Source organism: Edwardsiella sp. A.80236 (assembly GCF_044540725.1).
In the GTDB taxonomy this organism is placed as follows: domain Bacteria; phylum Pseudomonadota; class Gammaproteobacteria; order Enterobacterales; family Enterobacteriaceae; genus Edwardsiella; species Edwardsiella tarda.
Window position 1 is genome coordinate 89,904 of the sequence record NZ_JBIUCY010000010.1, and the last position, 21,786, is coordinate 111,689.

The 21,786-nt window shown below is 59.7% G+C and carries 16 protein-coding genes; 6 read left to right on the forward strand and 10 right to left on the reverse strand.

From position 1 onward, the window contains the following. Positions 1-37: 37 nt before the first annotated feature. From fucU to fucP, 4 genes are all read right to left on the reverse strand, one after another. Complete coding sequence (gene fucU, locus ACEQFP_RS10235) at positions 38-460, reverse strand: L-fucose mutarotase (protein WP_005281012.1); 423 nt, start codon at positions 458-460, stop codon at positions 38-40. Then, positions 454-1,917, reverse strand: coding sequence for an L-fuculokinase (fucK, locus tag ACEQFP_RS10240; RefSeq protein ID WP_035598750.1), 1,464 nt, complete (start codon positions 1,915-1,917; stop codon positions 454-456). Before fucK ends, fucU begins: the two co-directional genes overlap by 7 nt. A 47-nt stretch (positions 1,918-1,964) precedes the next feature. Next, complete coding sequence (gene fucI, locus ACEQFP_RS10245; RefSeq protein WP_035598748.1) at positions 1,965-3,746, reverse strand: L-fucose isomerase; 1,782 nt, start codon at positions 3,744-3,746, stop codon at positions 1,965-1,967. Between the two features lie 83 nt (positions 3,747-3,829). Next, complete coding sequence (gene fucP, locus ACEQFP_RS10250; RefSeq protein WP_005281019.1) at positions 3,830-5,134, reverse strand: L-fucose:H+ symporter permease; 1,305 nt, start codon at positions 5,132-5,134, stop codon at positions 3,830-3,832. Positions 5,135-6,150: 1,016 nt separating this feature from the next. On the opposite strand from fucP, the gene fucA reads away from it, so the two are divergent. Together fucA and fucO are read left to right on the forward strand one after the other, a co-directional pair. Continuing rightward, positions 6,151-6,798 carry an L-fuculose-phosphate aldolase gene (gene fucA / locus ACEQFP_RS10255; RefSeq protein ID WP_370547020.1) on the forward strand — a complete coding sequence of 216 codons (648 nt, stop codon included), beginning with the start codon at positions 6,151-6,153 and terminating at the stop codon, positions 6,796-6,798. Positions 6,799-6,808: 10 nt separating this feature from the next. Then, a complete protein-coding gene (gene fucO, locus ACEQFP_RS10260; protein ID WP_035598745.1) occupies positions 6,809-7,957 on the forward strand; it encodes a lactaldehyde reductase in 1,149 nt (382 codons plus the stop codon). 65 nt (positions 7,958-8,022) lie between these two features. Here the strand turns inward: fucO and ACEQFP_RS10265 are convergent, their stop codons facing one another. Next, positions 8,023-8,592: an HdeD family acid-resistance protein gene (locus ACEQFP_RS10265; protein ID WP_005281035.1), complete on the reverse strand. Its 570-nt coding sequence runs from the start codon at positions 8,590-8,592 to the stop codon at positions 8,023-8,025. 506 nt (positions 8,593-9,098) lie between these two features. Here ACEQFP_RS10265 and ACEQFP_RS10270 point away from each other — a divergent pair. Next, on the forward strand, positions 9,099-10,016 hold the full coding sequence (locus ACEQFP_RS10270; RefSeq protein WP_005281041.1) for a bestrophin family protein: 918 nt from the start codon (positions 9,099-9,101) through the stop codon (positions 10,014-10,016). A gap of 207 nt (positions 10,017-10,223) precedes the next feature. Here ACEQFP_RS10270 and torD read toward each other — a convergent pair whose 3' ends face one another. From torD to torC, 3 genes are read right to left on the reverse strand one after another with little or no spacing between them, the layout of a single operon-like run. Continuing rightward, the gene (torD, locus tag ACEQFP_RS10275) at positions 10,224-10,883 is read right to left on the reverse strand and encodes a molecular chaperone TorD (protein ID WP_035598742.1); all 660 of its coding nucleotides are present in this window, start codon (positions 10,881-10,883) and stop codon (positions 10,224-10,226) included. Next, the gene (gene torA, locus ACEQFP_RS10280) at positions 10,880-13,426 is read right to left on the reverse strand and encodes a trimethylamine-N-oxide reductase TorA (protein WP_370547019.1); all 2,547 of its coding nucleotides are present in this window, start codon (positions 13,424-13,426) and stop codon (positions 10,880-10,882) included. The genes torD and torA overlap by 4 nt, the downstream gene beginning before the upstream one ends. Positions 13,427-13,438: 12 nt before the next feature. Then, positions 13,439-14,596 (reverse strand): pentaheme c-type cytochrome TorC, encoded by a 1,158-nt coding sequence (gene torC, locus ACEQFP_RS10285; RefSeq protein WP_370547018.1) that lies wholly within the window; start codon positions 14,594-14,596, stop codon positions 13,439-13,441. A gap of 137 nt (positions 14,597-14,733) precedes the next feature. Between torC and torR the strand changes: the two genes are divergently transcribed. After that, entirely contained in the window at positions 14,734-15,423 is a 690-nt protein-coding gene (gene torR, locus ACEQFP_RS10290; protein ID WP_035598736.1) for a two-component system response regulator TorR, read from the forward strand. 10 nt (positions 15,424-15,433) lie between these two features. On the opposite strand, the gene torT is transcribed toward torR, so the two are convergent. Continuing rightward, on the reverse strand, positions 15,434-16,480 hold the full coding sequence (gene torT / locus ACEQFP_RS10295; RefSeq protein ID WP_370547017.1) for a TMAO reductase system periplasmic protein TorT: 1,047 nt from the start codon (positions 16,478-16,480) through the stop codon (positions 15,434-15,436). 79 nt (positions 16,481-16,559) lie between these two features. On the opposite strand from torT, the gene torS reads away from it, so the two are divergent. After that, the gene (gene torS, locus ACEQFP_RS10300; protein ID WP_005281062.1) at positions 16,560-19,358 is read left to right on the forward strand and encodes a TMAO reductase system sensor histidine kinase/response regulator TorS; all 2,799 of its coding nucleotides are present in this window, start codon (positions 16,560-16,562) and stop codon (positions 19,356-19,358) included. A 118-nt stretch (positions 19,359-19,476) separates the two neighbouring features. Next, a complete protein-coding gene (locus ACEQFP_RS10305) occupies positions 19,477-19,617 on the forward strand; it encodes a hypothetical protein (protein WP_005281065.1) in 141 nt (46 codons plus the stop codon). Between the two features lie 117 nt (positions 19,618-19,734). Here ACEQFP_RS10305 and ACEQFP_RS10310 read toward each other — a convergent pair whose 3' ends face one another. Beyond that, positions 19,735-21,378, reverse strand: a complete 1,644-nt coding sequence (locus tag ACEQFP_RS10310) for an alpha-keto acid decarboxylase family protein (protein ID WP_035598725.1) — start codon at positions 21,376-21,378, stop codon at positions 19,735-19,737. Positions 21,379-21,786: the final 408 nt, after the last annotated feature.

Consider the following 21,786-nt stretch of genomic DNA (forward strand, 5'->3'; position numbering starts at 1 on the left):
GGCCGCCCCGACGATCCGAGGCGGCGACGGGGAGAGATTACGGGGTCACGCCCTTTTTTAACAGGATATTGCCGTACTTGGCACGCTCTCCTGTGATAACGATCGCAAACGCTTGCTGTGCGCGCTGATAGAAGGCGAAGCGATCGATGCGAGTCACCGGTTGTGCCGGGAGGTCGCCGAACAGAGCCGTCAGGTAGCGTGCTTCAACGGCCGGATCGAGCGAGTCACCCTCGACCGCCGCCATCATCACTAACGGTGGGGCATAGCTATCCAACTCGAATAGCGGGATGATCGCCGCCAACAGATCGCTGACGCTCAGCCCGTCGGCACGGATCACCTGCGGCCCCATGGCGTGGGCCGGAAAGTGGGCGTCGGCGAAGATGATCTCGTCGCCGTGGCCCATCTCGGCCAGGGTTTTTAGCAGTTGCGGCGAGATCAGCGGAGAGATGTTCTTCAGCATGCGTGACTCCTGATGGACGAGGGCGCGCACTGCGACTGATAGTACGCGCGCTGTTCGCCCGGAATGTAATCGTGATAGGTAAAGGTAACGGCGTCGCGCGCCTGCTCCGCCGAGGCGTAGTAGCCTGCGCCGCTCCAGGCAAATAGGGCGGCGCCGAGGACCGTGGTCTCGGCGTTGGCCAGCACGCGCACCGGGATGTCGAGGATGTCGGCCTTGATCTGGTTCCACAGGGCGTTACGGCTGCCGCCGCCGACCAGCAGTAGGCTCTGCGCGTGGAAGCCTCCCAGCGTCTGCAGGGTGTGCAGGTTGTGACGCAGTTGCCAGCCGAGGCTTTCTAGCGCGGCACGGTAGAAGTGGCCGCGCCCGCTATGCAGACTCACGCCCTGCCAGCCGGCCTGACCGTCGGCTTGGAGTAGTTGGCTGTTCATGCGTAGCCCGTCGCAACCAGGGGCGACGGCGGCGGCCTCGGCAATCATCCGGGCATAGGCCTCTTGGCGTGGTACGTCATGCCAGTAGAGCTGGCGGATCCACTCCAATACCCCCGATGCCAACCATTGCAGGCCGGGATTGAATAGGCCTGGGCAGCTATCCAGCTCACAGGTGGAGCCCGCGTGGCGCGGCAGCAGGGCAGTGTTGACCTGGGGAGTGCGCACCATCAAGATTTCCCAGGTGCCGGAGGAGAGCACCGGTTGTTCCTGTCCGGCGCCAGAGCCAAACAGGGCGAACTGGGTATCGTGTCCGGCGGCGATCACCGGGATGCCCGCCGGTAGGCCGAGTCGTTGCGCCATGCTCGGCAGTAGTTGGCCGATGCGTTCGCCGGCGGCGACCATACGTGGGAACAGATCGGTGCGTAGCCCAGTGCTGCGCAGGATGGTGTCGCTGAACACCTCCTGGCGTACATCCAGTAGCTGGCTGGTCCCGGCCATAGTGCGGTCGGTGGTGAATTCACCGGTCAGGCGCTGGTTGATCAGCGATGAGATAAACAGCCAGGCGTGCGCCTTTTCCAGTAGCTCTGGGTGGTGATGCTTGAACCACAGCAGCTTGTACAGCGTATTGAAACTGAACTGACCGATACCGGAGAGGGTTTGCAGTGCCTCTGGCGAGATGTAGCGATCGATGCCAGCCATCTCCTCGGCGGTGCGCGGGCACTTCCAACTGATCACCGGGTAGAGTAGTTCGCCGTGACGATCGACTAAGGCGCCGTCGACCCCGAAGGTGGTGACGGTTAGCGCGTGGATGCGCGTCTGGGCCAGTTGGGGCGCGATCTGGCGGCAGCAGTCGGCGAAGCGTTGCAGAATGGCCTCTAACGACCAGACATGCCAGCGTGCGTCCTCATCACCGGCCTGACTGGCGTTAGCCTGTGAGGCCTGGGCGACCACGTTGCCGTGGGGATCGACGGCGATGGCGCGCACGTTGGTGGCGCCGCAGTCCAGGACCAAAACAACATCATGAGTCATACCGCCTCCTTGGCAAAAGGTGGGCGGCATGATGCCGCCCGGTTACATCAGGCGCGCTTGTACAGCGGGCCGTAGTTCTGGCAGGCGCGGTAGTCCTGGCCTTCACTGTCCATGCCGTGGGCTGCCCAGGCGGAGGGACGATAGATGGCGTCGTCGGCGACGTTGTGCATGCATACCGGGATGCGCAGCATCGACGCCAGGGTGATCAGGTCGGCACCGACGTGACCGATGGTCAGTACCCCATGGTTGGCACCCCAGTTGGCCATCACCGAGTAGACGTCTTTGAACGGGCCTTCGCCGGTCAGGCGCGGCACGAACCAGGTGGTGGGCCAGGTGGCGTTGGTACGGTTATCCAGGATGTCATGCATCTCCTCGGGCAGCTCGACACTCCAGCCTTCGGCGATCTGCAATACCGGGCCGACACCTTTGATCAGGTTGACGCGGCTCATGGTGAATGGCACGCCGCCACGGGTGAGGAAGCGCGAGGAGAAGCCGCCACCACGGAAGTATTCGTGGATGGCTGGGCACCATTCGGTGGCCGCCAGGCAGGCGTCGGCTTCCTGTTGGCTGATCTGCCAGTGCGGCTTGATGGTCGGCTGTCCTGCGGCATCCTGCTGACGGCAGGTGCCGTCGAGGGCGGCGGAGCCGGAGTTGATCAGGTGGATGATGCCGTGCTCGGCCAGCCCTTGTAGCGGTTGACCGGTGACGCGTTCGACCGCCTGCGGTGACCAGTAGGTGCGTACATCGGCGAAGACTTGGGCGGTACCGGTCAGCATGTGGCCGAACAGCATGGCCACCCCGTTGAGGCTGTCGTTCTCGGTGGCCACCACCAGCGGACGACGCACACCATTCCAGTCGAAGGCGCTGTTGAGCAACGCCTCGGCGGTATCGCCGTTGGGGTATTGATCGGTCCAGTGACGCTGGCCCTGGAAGCCAGCCGCCACGGCGTTATAGCCCAGCGCCTCCTCCTGCCAGCCCAGCTCGGCCAGCTTCGGGTTGCCCTGCATCATGTCGCGGATGCAGATGGCCATCAGCAGACTTTCACGCAGTACGCGGCGGCTATCCTCGGGGGAGCGGCGATACTGCTCGGCGTTGAGATCCGGGCCATAGCGGAAGTGGTGGTCGGCCCAGTCGAGCGCCAGCGCCAGCTCCTCCGGGTCATAGATCTGTTGATCGATACGGCGACGCAGTTCCGTCATGTCGACGGCCTGTACCTTCATGCCCAGCCAGGATTCGAAGAAGTCGTGGTCGACGATCGAGCCGGCGATGCCCATCGATACGCCGCCCAGCGACAGGTAACTCTTGCCCTTGATCCCGGCGACGGCCAGCCCGGCGCGGGCGAAGCGCAACAATTTCTCCTGTACGTCGGCCGGGATGCCTTCGTCGTCGCTGTCCTGCACGTCATGACCATAGATGGAGAAGGCGGGGATCCCTTTCTGGCTGTGAGCGGCCAAGGCGGCCGCCAGATAGACGGCGCCCGGGCGCTCGGTACCATTGAAGCCCCAGATGGCCTTCGGACGCATCGGATCCATATCGATGGTCTCGCTACCATAGCACCAGCAGGGGGTGACGGTGATGGTCAGACCGACGTTATGGCGGCTGAACTTATCTTCACAGGCGGCCGCCTCGGCCATGCCGGCGATACAGCTATCGGCGATGACGCACTCGACCTCGGCACCGCACGGGTGGCGGAGCTGCTCACTGATCAGGCGTGCGGTGGCCTGTGCCATCGCCATGGTCTGCGCCTCGAGAGACTCACGGACGCCCATACGGCGGCCATCGATGGCCGGACGGATACCAATCTTGGGCAGATTATGTTGCTTGTTCATGCAGTTACCTCGTAGTAATCGGTTAGTGCTTAATATTGGGCCGGCATCGCCTTGGGGATGCCGGGCGAATCGGTACGCCGGGCTTAAGCCTTATGGCCTTTGAAGCCAAAGTGGATCAGGTAGATGAAGCCCAGCAGCGGGATGAGGAAGGCCATACGGATGCCTGCCATATCGGAGATCTGGCCCATCAGGGCGGTCAGTACCGCGCCGCCGAGAATCGCCATGATCAGGCAGCTGCCGCCGAATTGGGTGTCTTTACCCAGACCATGAACCGACAGGCCGAAGATGGTCGGGAACATTAGCGACATGCAAGCGGAGACCGCCACCAGGCCATAGACCCCGGCGATACCGCCGACGAACATCACTAACATCAGGCTGACAGAGGCCAGGCTGGCCAGCAGGCCGAGCAGGATGGCCGGTGAGACGAACTTCATCATGGCGGTACAGACGAAACGGAAGGCGGAGAATAAGACGATGGAGAGCAACAGGTAGCTGGAGGCCTCGGCTTCGTTGCCGCCGACTTCGGCCATCACATAACGAATGGTGTAGGACCAGCAACCAATCTGGGCGCCAACATAGAAGAACTGGCCGATCACGCCGCGGACGAAGTAGCCCTTACTGAGCAGGCGGCTAAAGCTCTCCTTCAATGAGCCATCGCTGGCGCTGCTGTCGTGGGCGACGGGCATGCGGGTAAAGGCGATGGCCAGCCAGACCATGATGATCACCAGGGCGACCACCACATAGGGGCCCATCACGGCGGAGAGTTCGGCGGACTGGATAGAGGCCAGGGCATCGGGATCCATGATGGCACGTTCGGCGTCGCTGGCCGGGTTGAGTTGCGCCAGGATGTAGAACTTGCCGATCAACACGCCGGTGATGGAGCCGATGGGGTTAAAGGATTGTGCCAAGTTGAGGCGGCGTGTGGCCGTCTCTTGCGGCCCCATCGCGATGATGTAAGGGTTGGCGCTGGTCTCCAGGATGGACAGCCCGCCCGCCAGGATGAACAGGGCCATCAAGAAGGGGCCATAGGCCATAATCTGGCTGGCCGGATAGAACAGCAGCGCACCGCTACAGAATAAACCAAGGCCCAGCAACACGCCCGCCTTGTAGCTGAAACGTTTGATGAAGAGGGCGGCGGGCAGCGCCAGGCAGAAGTAGGCGCCGTAGAACGCGGTCTGTACCAGGCCAGACTGCATATCGGTGAGGGTAAAGACCTTACGGAACTGCGCGATCAGCACATCCGTCATATTATTGGCCAGTCCCCATAACGCAAAGCAGCTGGTTAATAGGATAAAAGGAAATAAGATCGTCTTTGGCACGACGGCAATACGGCTAGCCGCCGAGGCAATGTTTGTTGCGCTAGTGCTCTTGGTCGTAATATCGGACATGACTAACACTCCACATTTGTATCGGATAAGGGCGTTCTAATTATTAGGCGGCGATGAGGTTAATCGTCCGCTGTGGTGTAATCGGTATGGTTGCGCCGCGCCGGTTCCAGATGGACGGTATTGGTTAAGCCACGCTTATCTATGGCGCCGTGAATTGGCGAAATAGTGAGGCGAGACATGACCATAGTTTGAAGAGAGAGGGATTTTATACAAAATAGACTCCTGAGCGTTCGGAATATATTTAATAAATTAAAGTGAGCGATAGAGTAGACAATATTATTTCTCTGGTGATCCCGAGCGAAAGTGCCAAGGTTAGAGAATGGAGAAATAATACGTGTGCTTATTAGTGGCGAATTATGGCATAACACATGCGTGGCCGAAGTAGGCGATGTCAATGTGTTAGCATTATAACTCACTGATAATAAATCACATATACTCATGTTACCCTCGTCTCTTCTGGTGGGGGAGCGTATTCTCCTCGACCATCTGCATCGTTCATGGGTAGGCGGCATCCCTCCGCTAACAAATGCGCCCACATCATGCCCTGTTGCCGTAACGCAATGCTATTCTCAAAATAAAAAAGGTCTGAAAATATGAAACCAATCACATTTAATTCTTGTGGCTAGGGAAGTGTGAAGCGAGTCACCCTCTCGCTATTAAATAGATGACCGTTTGCGACAAGATTTAATTTAAATACACAGGAGGGATGACCGAATAGGCATTTTTTATTTAAAACGGGCAATTGTTAATAAATCAATGGGATTGCCCGTTTAGTCAGTGAATCGCTGAAACGGACATTTTTTCATGGCTTATTTATCGTGAATTTCGCTGCGAGAGGGAAATAGTCTTGAAGGCGGTCACAAAATAATGCCTAGCGGTTTCCTGCGACGATATTCAGGAGAAATATGAGTGGCAGACATCGAGAGAAATTAGCGCGACGGTCGCTGTAGCCCCCGTATCGAGCGGGCAGGCATGGGCAGCAGACGTGTTCGCCATCACCCTGAGAGAGGTTAACCATGGAAAGAGAAACACTGGCGCGTGCCATTATCGATACCTGCCTGGAGATGACGCGTCTTGGGCTGAATCAGGGCACGGCGGGTAACGTCAGCGTGCGTTACCGCGATGGCATGCTGATCACCCCGACCGGTATTCCTTATGAGCAACTGCGTAGCGAGCAGATCGTCTATGTCGATGGCGCGGGACACCATGAAGAGGGCAAGCTGCCCTCCAGCGAATGGCGCTTCCACTTGGCCGCCTATCAGGCACGTCCGGACGCCGATGCGGTGGTACACAACCACGCCATTCACTGTACCGCCGTCTCGATCCTGAACCGTCCGATCCCGGCGATCCACTACATGATCGCCGCCGCCGGAGGAAACACCATCCCCTGTGCCCCTTATGCCACCTTTGGTACTCAGGCTCTGTCGGAGTATGTCACCGAGGCGTTGAAGTATCGCAAGGCGACGCTGCTACAGCATCATGGTTTGATCGCCTGTGGCGAAAACCTGCAAAAGGCGTTGTGGCTGGCCCATGAGGTCGAGGTACTGGCTCGGTTGTATCTCACCACCCTGGCGATCGCCGATCCGGTACCGGTCCTGTCCGATGAGGAGATCGCGATAGTCTTGGAGAAATTTAAAACTTACGGCTTACGCATCGAAGAGTGAGGGGGAGAACATGGCACATCGTATGATCCTGAATGAGACCGCGTGGTTTGGCCGTGGCGCCATCGCCGAGTTACCGGGAGAGATCCAACGCCGTGGCTACCGTAAGGCGTTGATCGTCACCGATCGTACTCTGGTCGCTTGCGGCGCTGTCGCTCGCGTTACCGATCATCTGGATCGCGCCGGGTTGCCTTATGCCCTGTTCGACGGCGTGGTGCCCAACCCGACCATCCGGGTGGTGCAGCAGGGGCTAACGGTGTTTCGTGAGTGTGGCGCCGACTATCTGATCGCCATCGGTGGCGGATCGCCGCAGGATACCTGCAAGGCGATCGGCATCATCAGCAATAATCCCGCCTTTGAGGATGTGCGTAGCTTGGAAGGACTCTCGCCGACTACGCGTCCGAGCGTGCCGATCCTGGCCATACCGACTACCGCCGGCACCGCCGCCGAGGTGACCATCAACTACGTCATTACCGATGAGGAGCAACGGCGTAAGTTTGTCTGTGTCGATCCTCATGATATTCCACAGGCGGCGTTTATTGATGCCGATATGATGGACGGTATGCCGCCCGCATTGAAGGCGGCGACTGGGGTCGATGCCCTGACTCATGCCATCGAGGGCTATCTCACCCGCGGGGCCTGGGCGTTGACCGATGCCTTGCATCTCAAGGCGATCGAGCTGATCGGCGGCGCCTTACGCGACTCGGTGCGTGGCGATGCCGAGGCCGGAGCGACGATGGCCCTGGGACAGTATGTGGCGGGTATGGGCTTCTCTAACGTCGGTCTGGGACTGGTACATGGCATGGCGCATCCGTTGGGGGCGTTCTATAACACGCCGCATGGCGTGGCTAACGCGATCTTGCTGCCGCATGTCATGCGCTATAACGCCGCCGCCTGTGGCGAGAAGTTCCGCGATATCGCCCGGGCATTGGGCGTTGCCTGTGATGGCCTGAGTCTGGAGCAGGCGCAGATGGCGGCGGTCGATGCGGTTGAGGCACTGAATCGCGAGGTGGGCATTCCCCCCGCATTGCGCGAGGTCGGGGTGCGTGAGGAGGATATCGCGCAGTTGGCCGCGGCGGCACTGGCCGACGTGTGCACCGGCGGTAATCCGCGTAGTGTGACGCTGCAGGATATCGAGCAACTCTATCGTCAGGCTTACTAATCTTAAGCTAGACGTGCAATAAAACGGGGCGCCCTAGGGCGCCCCGTGGTTAGGCTTTTCACGCGTTAACGCGCCTTCAGCATCTGGGCGACCTGGAACAGACTGAAGGAGCTGAACAACATCTCAATGCCGACGATCATGGTCACCAGCAGGATGGAGTCTTGCGGTCCGGCGCTGATCAGCATCCAGGCGATAATCAGATCCAGCAGACCGATGACGACCTGTAGCCAACCGCCGCTGACGCCTTTGAGTTTAAAGCCCGCCACCAGGCGAGCGATCCCTCCCAGGGCAAACAGGGTAGCGACCAGGACGGCGACGGTGAATAGGCCGATCTGCGGGCTACGGATAAAGATGAAGCCCATCACCAAATAGGCGATACCCATCAAGACACCGCCGACCATCGGCCAGAAGTTATTGGTACGGTTGGCGATCATGCCGATGATCAGGCCGATACCACTCAACATCATGAGGATACCCAGCATGGCGCTGAGGGCATCACCGGAGGAGAGTGGACGAAACAGGCAGAACATGCCGCCGAGCAGCAACAGCAGCGAGAGGATCACTAAGGCGATGCGTTGTTGTTTGAGAAAGCGTGGATCCAGTTGCAACAGACGGTTGCGATCGAAGTAAATCATGGTGACTCCCTAACCCGCCTAACGGGCGTTGCTAAGCACAGGGCCGCGGCGCCCCGCATAATTGACCCGGCATCGTCCCAGCGACGACGGCAGGGTGACTCGACTTCCGTTCCCCGGAGTGCGGCGGTGAGCACCGACGCACTGCGAGACTCTACCTAGTAATAATCTATGATCGGGGCGGCTGCAAAAAATGGCCATGATTAGTGACGCCCGGCTTCGTAACGATAGCTGAGCGTTGCGCTCTGCGCAGGAGGATCGCCGAGGCGCGGGTGACTGGAACGTGTACTTTCCAGCGGGAGATGGCCGATAAAACGCCGCTTTTCTCCTATTTTACCGGCAGATGACGCTTTTTTACCCGAGCGGGGAGGCGAGACGTGGCTAACGGTTGCTGCCGTGACGATCACAGGCGTACACTGGCGCGCCGCCGCCCCGTACCGCGCAGGGACGACGACCGTAGGGATGTTCCCCCGTCATGTGCGCGGTGTCGTTTTTCCGAGTAATTCAGTATGATCGTTAGACCCCCGCAACACTGGTTCCGGCGCTTGTTCGTCTGGCACGGTTCGGTGTTGCCGAATATTCTTTTCCGACTCAGTCTTAATTTCATGGTCTCTTGTCTGGCGGTGTTGTGCTACCACTGGCATGAGGATTTCAATGTCAATCTGACCTTGGGGCCCTTCAGCCTGCTGGGGGTGGCGATCGCCATCTTCCTCGGCTTTCGCAACAACGCCAGTTACGCCCGCTTCATTGAGGCGCGGGTATTGTGGGGATCGTTGCTGATCACCACCCGCTCGTTGATGCGTCAGGCTATCAGCCTGATGCCGCATCCCGGGGGAGAGCACCGCCGCTTTGCCATGTTGCTGACCGCCTTTACCTATGCGTTGAAGCACCATCTCCGCCACGAACCGATGGCGATGGAGCTGACCCGGTTGCTACCCGCGCAAGATAAGGCGGCGGTCCTGGCGAGCTACTCCCCCTGCAACCGGCTGTTGCAATTGATGGGGCAGTGGCTGGGCGAGCAGCGTCGGCGCGGTTATTTGAGTGATATCGACTTCCAGACCATCGATACCAACCTCAACCAGCTGTCGGTGATTTTGGGGGGCTGTGAACGTATCTCGAATACGCCGATCCCCTTCGCCTATAGCCTGATTGTCCATCGTACCGTCTATGTCTTCTGTGCCCTGCTGCCTTTCGCACTGGTTACCGATCTGCACTATATGACGCCGTTGGTCTCGGTATTTATCTCCTACACCTTCATCGCCCTGGATGCCCTGGCTGAAGAGCTGGAGGACCCGTTCGGCATCGAGGCCAATGATCTGCCGTTAAACGCCATGGCCCATACGGTAGAGTCTAACCTGCGCGATATGATCAACGATCATACCCACCTGGCGCGCGTCTGCCCCGATAGCCACTGTCGTCTCGACTAAAGGAAGAACATCCTCCCTTAGCATTACGCTAGGGGAGGATGGCATCGTGGGGCGTGGACGCCGCTAGCGCTGAGTTCACCCTGAGAGCGTCGGCAGGAAGGGGGTTATCTTTAGCGTGGCGATGCGGTGTGAATAAAAAAAACGGGCAGAGTCGTCTGCCCGAAATGGTTTTTCTGATTATTTTTATAATGGTATCACCGGTGTGGCTTACTCGTTTCTCTCCTCGCCTACGTTCACCTCGGCGGCATCGAGCCGTACCAGCGCCAACAGCAATTGGCTGAGCGCGGCATAGAAGCCAAAGGGATCGTGTTGGCGACACAGCTCATCGAACTTAGGCAACCAAGCGAGCAGCAGCGTTAGCGTGCGCCGCCGCAACGATTCACCGTTATCTGATGACGTCGCCATCGACTCAAGGCTAGCGAAATGCAGATGACTGAGCAGCTCCAGGAAGATGGCCAGGTGATCCTCGGGCTCGGGGAAGTCGGCGCTGAGCTGCATTCCCGCTTGGCTCAACAGGTTATGCATTTCGTCACAAGCCGACTGGCAGAAACGCGCCGTCTCACCTTGATAGCAGGAGGCGTAGGGTAACGCCGCCCGCTTCTGCGAGAGGAGAAACAACCCGGCGAAGTCCGCCGCCAGTTCGAGGCGGGCATCGGGGCGAGTGGCCAACGCGTTTAGTGCCTGCTCCAGTGCGCTCACCGCTGGCGCGAGTGTCGGCTGTTGCGCCAACATGTCGAGCCAGTCGTGGATCTCGGACGATTGGAGGCGCGCCAGCTGCGCCTCATCCTGTTCACGGGCGAACAGCCCAGCCAGCCAGGCGTATAAACAGGCGTAGTGCTGAGCCGTCAGCGGGCCGACGCTATTCATGCCTGAGCCTCCGCCTGCATCGGTACATAGTGGCATTGCGCGACCATCTCCTGCGGGCCATTAAAGGCGCTGACCGGCTCCAGCGGGCCTCGGTACTTCTCGATTTCGACGATAGCGGTATGGGCGCTGGTGGCTTGCGCCAGGCGCGATGAACCGATATCCAGCGTCAGCACGTTGGGATTGCCATACTTACACAATGCCCCGGCCACGCCGCCGCGATCCGGATCGTACCAGGCGCCTTCGTGGATGCGGATCACGCCTGGGACATAGCGGTCGGAGACCACGGCGCCGGCCAGAACTTGCCCACGATCGTTGAATACCCGCACGACATCGCCGTTACGGATCCCACGCGCCTGGGCGTCCTGTGGGCTGATGAATACCGGTTCGCGTCCCGCCACGCTGTAGTGCGCCCGCAGCGTTTCCGACTCGCACAACTGGGAGTGTAGGCGGAAGTCGGGGTGTACCGATTGCAGGTGTAACGGGAAACGTGCCGATCCGGGGCCGCCGTGGGAGCGTTCCACTTTTTCGAACCACATCGGATGGCCCTGACAGTCACGGTAGTGCATGTCGGCGATACTTTTGGAGTAGATCTCGATCAGCCCACTCGGGGTGCCGAGCGGCTCCAGATCCGGATCTTCGCGGAATGCCTGATGGCGTACGAACATCTGCGGATCGCCGAACTCCACGTAGCCGCTCTCGTTCCAGAAGGTGTCGAATGCCGGTAGGTGAATACCGCGCCCTTTCCCCTGTTGCGCCCCTTCCTGATAGATGCGCTTGATCCAGCCCATCTCATCCAGTCCTTCGCTGAAGGCTTGCTCACGGTTAAAGCGCCGGCAGAGATCGCGGAAGATGTCGAAGTCATTGCGCGCTTCGAACTGTGGCGGAACCAGCTGCTTCATCGCCAGGATGCCGCGGTTAGAGTGGTTGCCGTACTGATCCAGGTCGTTACGTTCGAACTGGGTCGTCGCGGGTAATACGATGTCGGCGAAGCGGCAGGTGGAGGTCCATTGGTTATCAATGGCTACCACCGTTTCCAGCGTCTGCCAACCGGCGATCATCCGGTTGATCTGCTGATGACGATGGAACGGGTTGGTGCCGGCAAACACACACATCTTCAACGGCGGTAGTTTGACCTGCTTGCCGTTCCAGTCGATGCTCTTGCCTGGCTCCAGCATCGCGTCGATAAAGCGCGCGATAGGAATGGTGCTGCTGTAGCCACGGTAGTCGCTGTTATTGTGCAGCGGCGGCGTGTTGGTGGCGCCCGAGAAGCCACTGAGGATGACCCCTTTGCGGCTCGGGGTACCGGCGCCGTTATAGTGCCAACCGAAGCCGAAGCCACCACCAGGCAGGCCGATCTGGCCCAGCATGGCGGCCAATACCACGATCATCCAGGCCCATTGCTCGCCGTGCTGCATGCGTTGGACGCACCAGCCCGCGATAATCTGAGTCCGGCCAGCGGCCATCTGGCGTGCCAGAGCACGGATGGTTTCGGCATCGATCCCGGTCAGCTTGGCCGCCCATTCGGCATCCTTCGGCTGGCCATCCTGCGTCCCCAGCAAGTAGGGCAGGAACTGGTCGAAGCCGACGGTATAGTTGTCGAGGAAGTGGGCGTCGTACAGTTTCTCGCTATAGAGGGTATGGGCCAGCGCCAACTGCAACGGTACGTCGGTCTGTGGGTTGACGGCGAGGTGTTGCACCTTGTCGCGTCCCAGATAGTCGTGGGTCGAAGAGATCACCGTATCGATGCTGATCACGCGGATGGCGCCGCTGGCGACCTTCTCTTTCAACTGGGCATAGTATTGATAGACGTCGTGATCCGGGCACCACCAGTTGGCCTGTTGGTTTTTCACCAGATCCGAGCCCCACAACACGATGGTCTGGCTATTCTCCAGCACCAACGGCCAGGAGGTTTGCTGTTCGTAAACCTCCATCGAGCCGACGACGCGCGGCAGGATCACCTGCGCTGCCCCGGTGGAATAATCGCCGCCGGTGCCGACGTAGTTGCCGTGCAGCGCCAGCGCGCGGCCCATCATCCCGGCGGCGTTATGGAACATGCCGGTGGATTGCCAGCCACTGCCGCTCAGCAGGGCGCTGGGGCCATAAGTGGTCTGGATACGCTCCAACTCTTGGTAGAACAGATCCAGCGCCTCATCCCAGCTGACGCGTACGAAGCGGTTATCGCCGCGCTGGCGGGTATCGCTGTTATGGCGTTTACGCATCCAGTCTATGCGTACCATCGGGTAGCGAATACGGGCGGTGTTATGCACGTGGTCTGGCAGTCCCGCGATCATCTTGGAGGGGTACTTATCCAGCTCGAACGGCTTGGCGGCGACGAAGCGTCCATCCACCACCGTGGCGCGGATGGCGCCCCAGTGGGAGCCGGTTAGGATCCCCTCCTGGGTGCCGGAGGCGGCGGTCGCCGTGGTTGCCCGCGCGTCGCGGGCAACCAGCAGGGAGGGGCCTAACAGGCCGAGGGCAGTCAGGCCGCCCAGCTGCGACAGAAAACGGCGGCGCGATACGCTGACACTTTCATTCTTGTTCATCGAGTCTCTCCCTTAGTGTTTCTGAGCGGCGCCGCCGGTATCTGAGGCGTTCATTTGCAGATATTTGAGCAGGGTGCGTTCTTCACGTTTATCCAGGCTGGTGAAGCCGATCATGCCGTTGAGGGTCCCGATCCAGCCGTTGGCGTCGAAGTGCGACTTATCCGGTGCGCCATGGCATTGGTTACAGGTGCCGTTGTACAGCGCGTCGGCATAGGCCCAGATCGGCTTGATGTTATTGACCAGGTCGCCCTTCTGTACCCAGGCGGTGGTCTGTAGCTTGCTCCACTCCACGCCGGTGGCGGCGACAGTGGTTTTCTCCAGCGTCTTGGCGTGTTGTTGTACCTGGTCGCGGATGGAGGAGACGAAGATGCGCTTGCCCGGCAGTAGCGACAGAACACGTTGGCGGCCGTTGGTTTCGGTCCAACCCTCGATCTGCACCTGGAGCCAATCGCCGTCACGCTTCAGTACGGTGACTTCGGAGGCGGGCAGCAGAGAGCCGGCCGGCTCTTTGTCGCCTTTGGCGGCATAGATCGGCTTCATGTCCAGGGTGTACAGGGTGTTGCCTTCATCGCTGGCATTCTGGCGCAGCTCGGCGAACTGTTTACGGAAGCCACTGCTCATATCCGGCAGCTGGTGGGCGATGCCCTTGTGGCAATCGATGCAGGACTGGTTATCCTTGGCGGCGATGGTCATCTGCTTGGCGGCTTCCGGGTGCTGTTTGGCGTGATCCATCGCGTCATAGTTATGACAGGAGCGGCAGGTCGCCGAATTGTTCTCTTTCATGCGCTTCCATTCGCGCTCCGCCAGCTCGGCCCGCTTGGCCTCAAACTTCTCCGGCGTATCGATCGAATGGGCGATAAAGGTTTGGTAGATATCGTTGCTGGCTTCTAGCTTACGCTTCACCATCCCGGGGATGTCGGGGGGAATGTGGCAGTCGTGGCATTCTGCCCGTACGCCGGAGGCGTTCTTGAAGTGGACTGACTGCTTATATTCCTGATAGACCGGCTGCATGCTATGGCAGCTGACGCAGAATTCGGTCGTGCTGGTCATCTTGATGCCGACGTGCGGCAGGATGATCAACGCCAGGCCGATGACGATGCCCAGTACCAGCAACGCGAGTACCGACCAGCGCGTACTGGGGCGGTTCAGCCTGTTCCAAAGTTTTTTCATCGCAATATCCTGTCATGATGAGGAAGAGAGGGTCATGCGCGATCTTATTGATTAAATATGAACAGGGTCACTGGTCAGCATGAACGCGATACGTCAGAATATGAACAGATATGAACAGAAGACGATGAGCCGTGGCGATGACACACCACATTGTGATTGTTGAAGATGAACCGGTGACCCAGGCGCGTTTGCGCGATTACTTCGTCCAGGAGGGGTATCAGGTTTCGGTGACCGCCAGTGGCGCGGGGTTACGCGAGTTGATGCTGCTGCAGCCAGTGGATGTGATCCTGCTGGATATTAACCTGCCCGATGAGAATGGCCTGATGCTGACGCGCGCGCTGCGCGAACGCTCGACGGTAGGCATCATCCTGGTGACTGGGCGTTGTGATCAGATCGATCGTATTGTCGGCCTGGAGATGGGGGCGGACGACTACGTCACTAAGCCGCTGGAATTGCGTGAGTTGGTGGTGCGGGTGAAGAACCTACTGTGGCGTATCGATCTGGCGCGCCAGGCGCAACCGGCGGCGGATAATTGCTACCTGTTTGCCGACTATTGCCTGAATGTATCGCGTCATACGCTGGAGCGCGATGGCGAGCCGATCCGCCTGACGCGCGCGGAGTACGAGATGCTGCTGGCTTTCGTCACCAATCCCGGCACGATCTTAAGCCGCGAGCGCCTGCTGCGCACTCTCTCGTCGCATCGCGTCGACAATCCCGATCTCCGCACGGTGGATGTGTTGATCCGCCGACTGCGCGCCAAACTCAGCCCCGAACTATTCGTGACACAGCATGGCGAGGGTTACTTTCTCGCGGCTGAGGTGAGCTAGCGCGTCGCCATCAACTGGCCGGCTGGGGTGAGGGCTGGTATAGATAGACCGGTCGGAAGCCTAGCGGCGAGAGGGAGCGGCGCACGAGCTGACGACTGACGTTATGTTGGGTGAGCAGAAGAATCGGTGGGCTGATGTTCTCTGGCACCGTTTGCCCTCGCAAGACACGCAGCGCCTGTTCGACGGCCAGCTCACCTTGCCATACCATCTGGTCGCTGGCGGCGGCCAGGATACGGCCCCGCTTCAAGCCGCGATAGACCTGGTGCGACAGATAGAACGAGACGATGGTCAGCGGGGTCGCGCGATTGCGCCCCTCTCCCATCGCCACTTCGGCGGCGATGGCGGTGCCGGCGACCACATTGATGTCGGGGTGGCGCTCCAGCATGTCTTGCAGTAGGTTGCGTTGTATCTCGATATCATTGTCACCATAGGCGACGTCCACAATCTCCAGTCGGCTGCCCGCGAGGGCGGCACGAAAACCGGCGCTCATCTCACGGCTGCCACCGGCATCGCGGGGGCCGGGCATCAGCAGCACTTTCAGTGGGCGCTGCCCCAGTTGCTGCACGAGATAGCGTCCCGGTTGATAGCCCATCTGGAACCAGGGTACGCCGACTCGGGTACGAATGGCGGGATCGTGTAAGGCATTGACCACCTCGATCAGCGGTGTGCCTCCCGCGAGGGCGGCCAAATCGGGGAATCGGTCGACGCTGCTGCCCAGTAGGATGGCATCGGCTCCCCATTCACGGCATAACGCGATCTGCTCACGCTGCGCCGCGAGCTGGCGGTAGCCGCTGGCTTCGAACACCTTCAGGGTGATGCCGAGCCGTGCCGCCGCACGCGCCATGCCGTCGTTGATCGATAACCAATAGGCATCCTTCAGGCTCGGGTAGAGCGCGCAGAGTTTGCGTGCTGTCGGCGCAGGCGTGGCGGGTAGCGCCGATAGTCGGGTCGTATCGGCCTGACGCTCGTTGCGCCAGTGGCGTAGGGTGTCCTCTGCCTGCGCGTTGGCGAGGGGCAGGCAGAGTAGTGCGAGGATCAGGGATCGCCGTAGGGACATAATGGCCTCATGCTGGGTAAGCCTTTATGCTAGAGCCATCTCGGTGATGAACTCAATGTTTTTACGATGTGGAAGCGCGATGGGCAATCCTTCTCTTACCCGCCGGCTATGGCTGGCCTTTGCGTTAATGGCGGCGCTGACGCTGGGCAGCGGGCTGGTCGGCTGGTTCAGCCTGCGTTATGTTGGCCAGGTCGAACGGGCGAACACCCAGGCGCTATTACCGACCATGAACATGGCGCGCCAACTGAGCGAGGCTGGTGCCTATGAACTGTTCTCCGCGCAGAATCTAGGTAATGCGGATAGCGAGAGTGAGTGGTTGGCGCAAGGGCGGATGCTCACGGCGCAGAGCCTGAAGATTAGCGGGCTGTTGGATCAGTTGCGCGCGCAGGGATTCGACACCAGTGCCATCGCCCAGCAGGAGATGGCGATCACGCAGTCGTTGGGCGAGCAGGGGGAGTTAGTTGGGCAGCGTCTGCAATTACGGGCGCGTCAGCGTCAGCTCAGTGCTCAGATCGCCGCCGCCGCCGGGCAGATCGCCGACTTGGCCAAGGGGCAGGCGAGTAACGCCGCCACGGCGGCGGGAGCGACCCAGGCCGGTATTTACGACTTGATCGAGCAGCATCGCCAAGCGGCGGCGGAGCGAGCCCTGGACCGGTTGATCGACATCGATCTGGAATATCTTAACCAGATGAGCGAGTTACGCCTGAGCGCGCTGCGGGTGCAGCAGATGATTATGGTGCTAGAGGGGGAGAGTGGCCGCTTGGCCTTGACGGCGCAGGAGGATCGTCTGGCGCAGGCGCTGCGGATCTTGCAACGCCGCCAGCAGCGCGTCGAGGATCCGCGTATTCGGGCACAGATCGCGCAGGCGTTGACCCAGGTTGCGGATTATCCCACCTTGGTTGGGTTATATCGTCAAGAGAATGATATCCAGGCCCGACTCCAGGCCTTGTCGCAGAACAATCTGGATCTGTTTACTCATTTCAGCGCGGAGATTGGCCGCCAGGTGAGTGACATCGAACAGCGCAACGCCGACGCGTTGGCCCAACTCCAACAGGCTCGTCGTCTGGGGTTGACCTGGTTGACGTTGCTGGGGGGGGCGGCGTTGTTGACGCTGTGCCTGATTCTGTGGCGTGTCGTCTATCGGTCGGTCTCGCGCCCATTGGCGCGCCAGACGGCGGCCTTGCAGCGTCTGTTAGACGGAGACGTCGACTCCCCTTTCCCCAATCGTACCGGTGTGCGTGAGCTGGATACCATCGGGCGCTTGATGGAGGCGTTTCGTACCAGTGTGCAGGCGTTACGTCATCAGCGTCAGCATCTGGCCGATCAGGTTCAGAGGCGAACCGCCGAGTTGCAGGCGCTGGTGGTTGAGCACCGCCAGGCACGAGCTGCCGCGGAGAAGGCCGATAATGCCAAGTCGGCGTTTCTGGCGGCGATGAGCCATGAGATCCGCACGCCGCTGCATGGCATTCTCGGCACTGCCCAATTGCTGGCCGGGCAGCCTCTCTCCCCGCGCTGCCGGGATTATGTACAGGCGATCAATGACTCGGGTGAGTCGCTGTTGGCGGTGTTGAACGATGTCCTGGATTATTCGGCGATCGAGGCGGGTAGTCACAGTGTGGCGTTGAATGATGAGCCTTTTGCACCACGCCAGTTGCTGGATAGTGTGCTGCGCTTAGCGGAAGGACGGCTACAACAGCGGCCATTACGCCTGGAACATGACTACGCTGCTGCGTTACCGGCATGGTTGCAGGGTGATCCACGCCGTATTCGCCAGATCGTCATGAACCTACTGAATAATGCCCTGCGTTTTACTGAGCGAGGGGTGATCGTACTGCAGAGTGGCTGTGACCAGACACAGTGGTGGATCGCGGTACAGGATAGCGGCTGTGGCATCGATCCGGCACAGCAGGCGGCCATCTTCCAACCCTTTGTTCAACTGAGCGCCCGGCGTGGTGGTACCGGCCTGGGTCTGGCGATCTGCCGTGGTTTGGCTCAGGCGATGGCGGGCAGCTTGACGGTGAGTAGTCTCCCCGGTGAGGGGAGTCGCTTCTGTCTCACTTTACCTCTGCGTCAAGCGAGCCACCCGCCGCAGAGCGATGAGGCGCGTTCGTGGTCGTTGAGTGGGCGACGCATATTACTGATTGAGGATAATCCGCTGAGTCAACGCATTAGTGCCGAGATGTTACAGAGCGTCGATATTCAGGTCGAAGTTGCCGCCAGCGCGGGCGAGGCATTGGCGATCTTGGCACAAGATGCCCGCTTCGATGCGGCGTTGGTGGACTTCGATCTACCCGATAGTGATGGTCCGACCCTGGCGCAACAGATGGTGGCTCTCTATCCTCAGTTAAAGCGCATCGGGTTTAGTGCTCATGTGTTGGATGAGGCCCAGCGGCGGCGGATCCTGCCGCTGTTCTGTGGCCTGATCCAGAAACCGGTGCCATGCGCCGAGTTATGTCGTCTGTTGGCGCACTACTTAGCGGGGGATGATACGGCGGCGCCGGATGACGCGATGCGTGAGTCTGACCAGTCCGGTGTGCCGGAGCTGGACCTGGCGCAGTTGGATCAGGATCTGGCGACGTTTGGCCGAGCGCGTCTAGGCGAGTGGCAGCGGCTGTTTCGTGAACACTCGCTACCTTTGCTGGCGCAGATTATCGCTGCGCGTGAGCGCGAGGATGAGGCGCTCGTCGCCCGTCTGGCCCATCGTCTGAAGGGGAGTTGCGCCAGCCTGGGAATGTGTCGCGCCGCCGAGGCCTGTCTGGCGCTGGAGCGGGATCCATTGACGGCGGCGCGGCCCGATCCGGCGGTACATCACGGTTTAGCCGTGTTGGAGGCATGGTTAAGCGAAATATCAGAGCTAGATGGCAGTAATTCGACATAATCAGGCATATTCTTAACGCCCAATAGTATTGAATCAGACATCATTACTGCCTATCACGGAGTGGCGTCGTCAAGGAATGACGGTGAGCGATAGGTAGATAACAGGAAAGGGAGCCGTGATGTTACAGGCAAAAGTGTGGGACGTCGCCTCGACGACGAGACGGCCTCGACTCAAGTTAGGATGGGTAATTTTTTCCTTACTCCTACTCGGCGGTACGGCATTGGCCGCTATGCTGCTATTGATCGGGCAGGCGCTGTAACGGCGCAGGAACGTTAGGCCGGCGGAGACGTCGGCCTATTTCGTCTGGGGGGATCGCCTCGTTAGCGGCGATACGCTCGATCACGGCATCGTCGCGTGGCGATCGTTGACACGGCATTTAATCCGCGTGGTACAGCGATGCCATGGCTTGGTGCATCTTCTCGGCCAACGGGGAGGCAACGTACTCTCCGGTGATCACCTCGATATAGGCTGCGCTATCACAGTGTTCGGCATGGCGGATCGCCTCATCCAACGCCTCACAGGTCGAAACCCGCGCGCAGAACCATCCTTGGCACCCCAGCGCCGGGGGCAGCTGGGCGTACTGCCACTGTGCCAGATCGTTGTAACTGGCCTCACCATCCTGGCATAGCAAGCGCTCGATCAGATAGCCGTCGTTGTTCAAAATGAAGATGAGTGGCTTCAAGCCGTGGCGGGCGAACTGGCTGATCTCTTGTACCGTCAACTGATGCGAACCTTCGCCGCTGATCAGAATAGTGCGCTGCGTCGGTGCGGCGATGGCGGTGCCGAGGGCCGCCGGCGTTGCCCAACCGATGGCACCCCATAGCGTCTGGTTATGGAAGCTCGCCCCACGTGGGAGCAGCGCAAAGCTAAGCCCCATGGAGACGGTTCCCGTCTCCGCTACCAGGATGTCATCGGGGCGGAGCATTTGTTGCCAGCGGGCATAGAGATAGGGCGCAGTAATCGCGCCGCTGGCGTTGACGGGCGCCAGTGGCTGGGGGCGCGGTGCGTTGGCTGGGCGGGGCAATGGACTGATCTGTTGGGCGACGGCATTGAGTACATCTTTCAGCAGGACCTGGCTGTACTCGGTTGTCCCGATGCGTACCGACTCCGGTAAGAGCGTGATGCAATGCGATGGATCGAGGCGAGCGGTGAAGCCCCCGGTGTTGAAGTCGGACAGCAAGGTGCCCATCAGTAAGACACAGTCGCAACGCTCTACAAAGTCGCGTACTTCAGGGTTGAGTAAGTGGCCGTTATACATGCCAATATAGTTGGGATGTGACTCATCCAGCACGCTCTTGTCCATGACCATCGTCGCGAAGCAGAGATCCGCTGCCTCGATCAGCGCCTGAGCCTCTTGGCGTACCTGATGGCGGGTGAGGTAGATCCCGGGTAATGCGCAAGCCTGCTGACTTTGCTGGAGGCGCTCGACGATCTGGGCACTCACCTCGGCCAGTGTCTGAGGGTCGCTACGGAGCGGCGTGCTAGGCGTGGCGGTGGCGCTAAACGGCATAACGGCATAGTCGCTAGGGATCCCGATGTAGACGGGTTTGCGGTAGCGGAGTGCCGCGTCGATCAGGCGCTGCATCTCTGCGACGCAGTTCTCCGGCGTCAGGATGGTGTGGGCACAGACGACTGCCGCGCTGGCTTGTGCGAAATGGGTAAAGTTTCCGTCGCCGAGCGTATGGTGTACTAATTTACCGGCGGCCTGTACCCCGCTGGCTGGCATACCGACCAAGTGAAACAGGGGGAGTGATTCGGCGTAGGCCCCCGCGATGCCATTGAGGGCGCTGAGCTCCCCCACGCCAAAGGTTGTACTCAGGGCTGCCAGACCATGGAGGCGGGCATAGCCATCCGCCGCATAGGCGGCGTTCAATTCGTTGCAGTTACCGATCCAACGCAGGCGGGGATCGGCACAGACGGCATCCTCAATCGGGAAGGCATAGTCGCCGGGGACGCCAAAAATATCTCGAATGCCTAAGTCGTATAACCGGGAGAGCACATATTCAATAACGCTTGTCATGATCCTGTCCTGTAGCGGATAAACTCTATAGTGAGTGTAGTCATAGTATTTGGCGAGCTACGGCGTAATCGCAATCGCTATACCGCCTATGGACGCGTTCTGTTACGTTATGCGTCGTAGCATTTACAACAGCAAAATAATCTACAAATAGAGTCTGGCTATCTTCGTCAGGATATTACCGGCAGGGGAGCGAACGGACCGCGTGTGTTTATTACGGTCACTCTCTCCTTATATCCATTTTCTAGTCGATTCAGGCTATTTCACATAATACCTCGGTCGCCCCCATCAATTTCGTGCATCGTTGGTCGGTGAATACGCTATGTAACGCCGGCGCTGGATAGGTATCGGGCTGAGGCTGGATCACGAGAACGGGGGGAGAAGTTGACGATAATTGATCCCATCAATCTA